Below are 7,732 nucleotides of genomic sequence, written 5' to 3' on the forward strand. Positions count from 1 at the left end.
CCGCCTCTTCCAACGCCAGCACGCAGAGCATGGCGGTGAGACCGGCGGTGCCGATACACATGGCCTGCCGCTCATCCAGCCCGGCGGGCAACGGCACCAGCCAGTCACCCTTGACTCGCGCCTGTTCGGCCATGCCACCCCAATGGCCTTCACCCACGCCCCAGCCGGTCAGCACTACCTTGTCGCCAGGCTGGTAACGGCTGTCGGCAGATTCGAGCACGGTACCGGCGAAATCGATGCCGGGCACCAGCGGCCACTGGCGCACTATCTTGCCCTTGCCGGTGATGGCCAGTCCGTCCTTGTAGTTGATGGAGCTGTAAGCGACCGCCACCCGCACTTCACCTTCCGGAAGCTGGCTCTCTGCCAGCCGGGTCAGAGTCGGTACAGTCTTGCCGTCTTGATTTTCCAGTAACAGGGCCTTGAACATGGTTGCCTCTTTGATGACGTGTGAAACGGCGATCAGCTGCTTTGGCGCTTTTGCAATTCAAACTCGAGTGGCTGGGTGCACTCTTGCAGCGCCTCGCCAGCCAGCTTGCGCAGGATCAGCTCGGCAGCCATGCTGCCCATTTTGCGATAGGGAATATGTACCGATGTCAGAGCAGGATAACAGGCCTTGGCGACATCAGAGTCATCGAAACCGGCAATAGCCAGTTTGCCGGGCACGCTCAGGTGTCGCCGCTGACACTCGAAAAGCACGCCAGCCGCCAGCTCGTCGTTGACGCAGATCAGCGCGTCCAGCTCTGGCCAACGCAACAGAAACTCACCCAGCATGGCCGCCCCCGTGCTGAAACTGGGAGCCTCCGAGGTATTGATCACCATATCTGGCGAGAGATAGCTCTCCAGCATCGCCTGTTGCCAGCCGCGCATCCGCTGCTGCAGCATCCACTGCTCCTGGCGGGCACAGAGAAAACCGATATTGCGGTAGCCTCGCTCGATCATATGACGAGTCAACCGATAGCCAGCCTCCTGATTGGAGCCGCCTACACAGATATCCATGGGATGTGGCACCAGTGCTCCCACCTCGACTACCGGCAAGCGGCTCTGCCGCAACAGCGCTTTGTCATCTGGCGACTCAAGGCAACCCAACACGATCACGGCAGCCGGGTTGTACTGCAGCAGGTGCTCCAGCTGTTCGCTCTGCTGGCGCAGGTGTTGGGCATCTCCCAGCACCAGCTGATAACCGACCTTCATCAACCCAGGCTGCAATCCGGCCATCAGTTCGGCACTGGCGCGATCCAGCAGGCTTGGCACTATCACCAGAATGACATGGGAGGTACCCGAGGCCAGCGCCCCGGCCGCCCGATTGGGGATATAGCCGAGCTCTTCCACCGCGGCGTCGATGCGCTCGCGCATCTTGTCTGACACCAGCTCGGGAGTGCGCAGGGCCCGGGAGACCGTCATGGCACCCACTCCGGCCAGCTGAGCCACATCGTTGAGGGTCACCCGACCCGTGCTACGGCGCTTCTTTGCTTCTAACATCCATCCCATCCTCGACTTGCGGCAGCCCACTTTAAGACAAAAGTGCGGCACAGACTATTTGCTCAGGGCCGATTCTACCCTCTTTCCCGGATCACGGGGGCAAGATGACTCCCGTTAATGGATGAAATGATAGCGCTATCACAGTTTCATGTTAGCGCTACCTGATAGCGCTAACTTTCGCGATCATCCTCACAGTTTCCACGCAGCAAGATCGCTAGATTGGCGCCATCTTATCCAGCCGGACATTGCCATGCTGACCCAATTGCTGACCGAAGAGGTCATTTCCATCGAAGCGGGTGCCCGCGACTGGCGTCATGCCATCGAGCTCGCTACCGGCCCCCTGCTGGCCAACGGCACCATAGAGCCCTCCTACGTGGCGGCGCTGTTTCGCTCCCACGAGGAGCTCGGCCCTTACTACGTACTGGGCCCGGGCCTGGCGATGCCGCACGCTCGCCCCGAGGATGGGGTCAACCGGTTGGGTCTGGGGCTGACAGTGCTGAAAACCGGGGTCAATTTCGGATCTGAGGGCAATGACCCGATCCAGTTGCTGATCACCCTGGCCGCCAGCGACAGCAACTCTCACGTGGAGACCATTGCCCAGCTGGCCGAGCTGTTCATGAATGAAGAGGACGTGGCGGCCATCATAGCGGCCGACACCAAAGATGACATTTTGCGCATCCTGGCGCGTTACTGAACTGCGCCAAGGCGCCCTGACAAAGGAAGAGACGATGAAAATTCTGGTTGTATGCGGACACGGCCTGGGCACCAGCCTGATGATGGAGATGAGCATCAAGAGCATCCTCAAGGAGCTGGCCGTGACGGCCGAGGTGGATCACAGGGATCTCGCCTCTGCCGGCAGTGAAACCGCCGAGATGTTCGTGGCCACCCGCGACATCGCCGAGCAGCTCATCAGCATGGGGATCAACGGCCGGCTGGTGTCCCTAGACAACATGGTCGACAAGGCCGCCATGAAAGAGAAGCTCTCCATCGCCCTGCGCGAACTGGGCGCACTCTAAGGATCCACCATGCGGCCTGCGGGCCGCCTCTTCCATCTGATTGGAGCTGACCATGGAATTTTTCAATTTTCTGATGTTTGACGTGCTGTCGGAGCCCGCCGTGCTGGTCGGCCTGATCGCGCTCATCGGCCTGATAGCCCAGAAAAAACCCGTGACCGAGTGCATCAAAGGCACGGTCAAGACCATCATGGGTTTCGTCATTCTGGGGGCTGGTGCCACCCTGGTGGTGAACTCGCTGGGTGACTTCGCCGTCATCTTCCAGCACGCCTTCGGCATCAAGGGGGTGGTTCCCAACAATGAAGCCATCGTCTCCATCGCCCAGCAGTCGTTCGGCAAGGAGATGGCGATGATCATGTTCTTCGCCATGCTGGTGAACATACTGATCGCCCGCCTCACCCCGTGGAAATTCATCTTCCTGACCGGTCACCACACCCTCTTCATGTCCATGATGGTGGCGGCTATCCTCTCCGCCGGTGGCATGAGCGGCATACCGCTGATCGCGGTCGGCAGCCTGGTGGTCGGCGTGACCATGGTGCTGTTCCCGGCCCTCGCCCACCCTTACATGAAGCAGATCACCGGCTCCGACGAGGTGGCCCTGGGCCACTTCTCCACCATCTCCTACGTACTGGCCGGCTGGATCGGTGCCAAATTCGGTAACAAGGCCCACAGCAGTGAAGAGGTGCAGGTGCCCAAAAGCCTGCTGTTCCTGCGCGATACCCCGGTGGCCATCTCCTTCACCATGGGCATCATCTTCCTCATCACCTCCGCCTTCGCCGGCCCCGAGTTCGTCACCAGCGTCGCCAAGGGCAAGCACTGGTTCATGTTCTCCCTGATGCAGTCCATCACCTTCGCAGCTGGCGTCTACGTCATCCTGCAAGGGGTGCGGATGGTGATCGCCGAGATAGTGCCGGCCTTCAAGGGGATCTCCGACAAACTGGTACCGAACGCCAAACCGGCGCTCGACTGCCCCATCGTCTTCCCCTACGCCCCCAATGCGGTGCTGATCGGCTTCCTGTCTAGCTTCACCGCCGGTCTGGCAGGCATGGTGCTGCTCTATCTGCTGGGACTGACTGTCATCATCCCGGGCGTAGTGCCACACTTCTTCGTCGGCGCGGCGGCCGGGGTGTTCGGCAACGCTACCGGTGGCCGTCGCGGTGCCCTGCTTGGCGCTTTCGCCAACGGCCTGCTGATCACCTTCTTGCCGGTGTTCCTGCTGCCGGTGCTGGGCGATCTCGGTTTTGCCAACACCACCTTCAGCGATGCCGACTTCGGCGTGGTAGGCATACTGCTTGGGCTGATCGTTCGCTAATCCCGGCCATTGTCAAAAACAAAACGGAGCGCATCGCGCTCCGTTTTTTTCGTGCCCATCCGCCCGGATTCAGTCGTTTTCCAGGTTGGCAAGGCAGTGGGAGAGGGTACGGGCCAGCGCCCCCTGATTGCGCAGCACCACGGCGTGGGCCTGTTCGCCCATCTGACGACGCTCGCTTCCATCGGCCAGCAGCGCGCTCACCTTCTCCCCCAGCGCGGCAGCATCGTCTACCAGGGCAGCACCACCCTGAGCCACCAGCTGGCGGGTGATGTCACTGAAGTTGAAGTAGGCGGGACCGATCAGACAAGGCTTGCCCAGCGCCGCCGGCTCCAGCAGGTTGTGGCCACCCACCTTCACCAGACTGCCGCCGACAAACGCCACATCGGCCGCCGCCAGCATCAGCGGCAACTCGCCCATGGTATCGCCGAGATAGACCTTGTCCGTCTCGCGGATCGGGGCGTCGCCAGTACGGCGCACGCAGCCGTAAGGCGCGCACAATTCGGCCACCCGATCGAAACGCTCCGGATGGCGCGGCACCAGGATCAGCACAGCCTGCGGATGGTGTTGCAGCACCTCGTCAAACGCCACCAGCACCTGCTCGTCCTCCCCCTGATGGGTGCTGGCGGCGATCCAGACCGGCCTGTTCTGTCCCAGGCGCTGGCGCAGGGCTCGGCCTCTGGCCTGCACCTCGTCCCCCAGCTGGAGGTCGAACTTGATGGAACCGGTCACCGCCAGTCGCGCGCGGTCGATGCCAAGACGGGCGAAACGGTCGGCGTCATCCTGATGCTGGCAAAGCAGATGGGTCAGCGGCCGGCTGAGGGCGTCGAACGCTCCCTGGAAGCGGGCATAACGCCGGCAAGAGCGCTCAGAGAGACGGGCATTGATGATAGTCACCGGCAGGTGGCGCGTCTCACAGGCCACCAGCCAGTTCGGCCACAGCTCAGTCTCCATCACCCAAAGAGCGCGCGGCTTTATGCGCTTGAGGAAGGCGGCCACCGCCCAGGGGGAGTCGAGCGGCGCGTAGCGATGCACCACCAAATCGCCGAGTCTGGCCGCCTGTTCGGCGCCGGTGCGGGTGGTCGTGGTGAGCAGGATAGGCAAGTCCGGCCGCTCGGCCTTGAGGGCCCGGATAAGGGGCGTGATGGCCAGCGTCTCCCCCACGCTCACCGCATGGATCCAGAGCGGTGCCTCTTGCCCGCTAGCGGGCGTCCGTCCCAGATGCTCGGCCCAGCGCTTGCCAAAGCCGGGTTTGCCCTTCTTCGGCTTGTAGAGCGCCAGGAGCACCAGCGGCAACCCCAAGTGGATCAGCAGGTTGTAGAGCAGCCGAGAGAGCATGCTATTGCGGCTCCGAGCGCTTGCCCGGGTCGGAAACGAAGTGCGGTGGCTCGCCCACTTGCAACACTATCGGTTGAGCCGGCGACTCACCACACTCCAGCCGCCTGCCCGCCTTTATCACCTGTTCCGGCATCAGCTCGATCAGGCACTTGAGGTGGCCGAACTTGCAGGTGCGCTTGAAGCAGGGGCGACACGCTATATCGGTGTGGACTATCTCGACCCTGTCGGCCAACGGCGGCGTGTAGAGCGGCGAAGTGGAGCCATAAACCCCGATCAGCGGCCGGTTGAGGGCGGCGGCGATGTGCATCAGGCCTGAGTCGTTGGCGATGACCCGGCTGGCCAGCGCCATCAGGTCAATCGCCTCATACAGGCTGGTCTTGCCCGCCAGCACGTGGCAGTTGGGGCGCGACAAGGGGTTGATCCGGTCGCGAATGGTGTTGGCTACGGGCACATCCTTGCCGGAGCCGAAGATCCACACCTGCCAGCCCTCATCCAGGTGCTTCTGCGCTACCACGGCGTAGTGCCCTTCCGGCCAGCGCTTGGCCGGACCGAACTCGGCCCCGGGGCAGAGCACCAGCACGGGACGGGCGCGATCCAGACCGAGCCGGTCCAGCGCCTTGCCCTGATTGATGAGGTCAACATTGAGCGAGGGGCGGGGAATGGCGGGAATATCAGCCCGGCTCTTCATCTGCGCCTTGGGATAGGCCAGCGCCAGATAGGCTTCCACCATCAGCGGGAAGGCTGACTTGTTGCTGCGCAGGTCGTTGAGCAGGCCGAAGCGGTGCTCCCCTTTCCAGCCGGTGCGTACCGGGATCCTGGCGAACCAGGGGATCAGCGCCGACTTCATGGAGTTGGGCTGGATGATGGCCTGATCGTACTTCTCGGCCGCCAGCTGCTTGCCGAGGCGACGGCGCGCCAGCAACTTGAAGTCACCGTGGCCAAGGGACATGGTGATCGCCTTGTCCACCTCCGGCATCCGCTCCAGCAGGGTGACGCACCAGGCGGGCGCCATCACATGCAACTCGCTGTCAGGGTGATTGGCCTTGATCGCCTTGTAGAGGCTCTGGGACATCACCATGTCGCCGACCCAGGAGGGGCCGATCACCAATATCTTCATCTCACGCGTCTCTTGGGGCCAAGCCCTGCGGTTAATCATTACTGGCCGAGATTATGCCCGAAGAATGGCCCGAGAAATAACAGAAGATCCCCGTATCACACGCGCTCACGCCAAAAAAGAGTCTGTTTGAACACTACACACAGCGGGTGCCGGAACCATGCTCCGCCTGCCGTTTTAGGCTAGAATGGGCGCCAATTCGAGCATGGCCCGCCCGCCGGGCGCCAACAAGAGTCCTTAATCCGTGAAAAAACCGACCCTGGCGGCCGTCCTGATCGTCAAGAATGAAGCCGAAAACCTGAGAGCCTGCCTCGCCTCCCTCGATGGCCTGGTGGACGAGATCGTCATCATGGACTCAGGCAGTCAGGACGAAACCCCTGCCATCGCCGCCGAATTTGGCGCCCGCTTCTTCGTCAACCCGGTATGGCCGGGCTTCGGTCGCCAGCGCCGGCTCGCCCAATCCCATGTCCAGTCAGAGTGGGTGCTGTGGCTGGATGCCGACGAGCGGCTCACCCCTGAGCTGAAAGCGGCCATCGCCACCGTCATGGCCAACCCGGCCAGCGATACCATCTACTCGATCCCCCGCCTCTCCTGGGTGTTTGGCCGTTTCATCCGCCACAGCGGCTGGTATCCGGATCGAGTGCTGCGCCTCTACCCCAAGACACTGACCAGCTACAACGAGGTGCTGGTGCACGAAAAGGTGGAGGTGCGTGCCAACATGAAGATCGTCAATCTCCATGGTGACCTGCTCCACTTCACCTATCGGGATCTGGAGCACTATCTGGTGAAGTCCGCCAGCTATGCCAGAGCCTGGGCAGATCAACGCACCGCCCGTGGCAAGAAGGGCTCCCTCAGCCAGGGACTGGTGCATGCGCTGGGCTGCTTCCTCAAGATGTACCTGCTCAAAGCAGGCTTCCTGGATGGCAAGCAGGGACTCTTGCTGGCCATACTGTCGGCCCACTCCACCTTCGTGAAGTACGCCGACCTCTGGATCCGCCAGCAGCCGCAGGCGCCGGATCAGCCCCCCCGATAATCCCGACTGTCGAGCCAACCCCCATGATCAGACAGGGCCCCTCGGGGCCCTGTCTGCATCTGTCAGCGCTCTGTCCGCCAGAAGGGCGGTGCCCAGCGAGCGATCGCCGTCGCCATTGTCTTGGGATCGAGCTGGCTCATGTCTTGCGGATGATCGCTGTCTTCCGGCGGGCTGAACGCCAGGTGGCGCCCCTCGCTGTTGAGCGGACGCCAGCGCAGCGGGGTGGCCGAGCGGTGCGCCGGGAAGAACCCTACAGTGGGCACATCCAGCGCCGCCGCTATATGCAACGGCCCCGTGCTGCCCGCCACGAACAGGGCGGCATTGGCCATCACCTGGCAGAACGTGGGCAGCCCCTCGTCAGAGCGGTAGATCCAGCCGTTGCCGCCGTGGGCCAGCAGCTCGGCTGCCAGCTGTTCGGCGACCCTCTCCTCCCCCGGCCCCGCCGT

The 7,732-nt window shown here is 62.6% G+C and carries 9 protein-coding genes; 4 read left to right on the forward strand and 5 right to left on the reverse strand.

Annotation, left to right across the window (positions count from 1 at the left end):
• Positions 1-427, reverse strand: a 427-nt coding sequence (locus tag AAC083_RS12430) for an alcohol dehydrogenase catalytic domain-containing protein (protein WP_181364735.1), incomplete at its 3' end; no start/stop codon positions are given.
• Positions 428-459: 32 nt separating this feature from the next.
• Positions 460-1,479 (reverse strand): LacI family DNA-binding transcriptional regulator, encoded by a 1,020-nt coding sequence (locus AAC083_RS12435; RefSeq protein ID WP_042034809.1) that lies wholly within the window; start codon positions 1,477-1,479, stop codon positions 460-462.
• A gap of 250 nt (positions 1,480-1,729) precedes the next feature.
• Here AAC083_RS12435 and AAC083_RS12440 point away from each other — a divergent pair, with 250 nt between their 5' ends.
• From AAC083_RS12440 to AAC083_RS12450, 3 genes are read left to right on the forward strand one after another with little or no spacing between them, the layout of a single operon-like run.
• A complete protein-coding gene (locus tag AAC083_RS12440) occupies positions 1,730-2,173 on the forward strand; it encodes a PTS sugar transporter subunit IIA (protein ID WP_042034808.1) in 444 nt (147 codons plus the stop codon).
• A gap of 34 nt (positions 2,174-2,207) precedes the next feature.
• Entirely contained in the window at positions 2,208-2,495 is a 288-nt protein-coding gene (locus AAC083_RS12445; protein WP_108536774.1) for a PTS sugar transporter subunit IIB, read from the forward strand.
• A 52-nt stretch (positions 2,496-2,547) separates the two neighbouring features.
• Entirely contained in the window at positions 2,548-3,804 is a 1,257-nt protein-coding gene (locus AAC083_RS12450; protein WP_042034807.1) for a PTS ascorbate transporter subunit IIC, read from the forward strand.
• A 69-nt stretch (positions 3,805-3,873) separates the two neighbouring features.
• Here AAC083_RS12450 and waaA read toward each other — a convergent pair whose 3' ends face one another.
• Positions 3,874-5,139: a lipid IV(A) 3-deoxy-D-manno-octulosonic acid transferase gene (gene waaA, locus AAC083_RS12455; RefSeq protein ID WP_108536775.1), complete on the reverse strand. Its 1,266-nt coding sequence runs from the start codon at positions 5,137-5,139 to the stop codon at positions 3,874-3,876.
• 1 nt (position 5,140) lies between these two features.
• On the reverse strand, positions 5,141-6,256 hold the full coding sequence (gene waaF / locus AAC083_RS12460; RefSeq protein WP_108536776.1) for a lipopolysaccharide heptosyltransferase II: 1,116 nt from the start codon (positions 6,254-6,256) through the stop codon (positions 5,141-5,143).
• A 241-nt stretch (positions 6,257-6,497) separates the two neighbouring features.
• Here waaF and AAC083_RS12465 point away from each other — a divergent pair, with 241 nt between their 5' ends.
• Positions 6,498-7,286: a glycosyltransferase family 2 protein gene (locus tag AAC083_RS12465; protein WP_042034804.1), complete on the forward strand. Its 789-nt coding sequence runs from the start codon at positions 6,498-6,500 to the stop codon at positions 7,284-7,286.
• 62 nt (positions 7,287-7,348) lie between these two features.
• Here AAC083_RS12465 and AAC083_RS12470 read toward each other — a convergent pair.
• On the reverse strand, positions 7,349-7,732 hold a 384-nt coding region (locus AAC083_RS12470), incomplete at its 5' end, for a glycosyltransferase family 9 protein (RefSeq protein WP_146181667.1).

It is taken from the genome of Aeromonas sp. HMWF014 (assembly GCF_963878295.1).
Lineage (GTDB): Bacteria > Pseudomonadota > Gammaproteobacteria > Enterobacterales > Aeromonadaceae > Aeromonas > Aeromonas popoffii.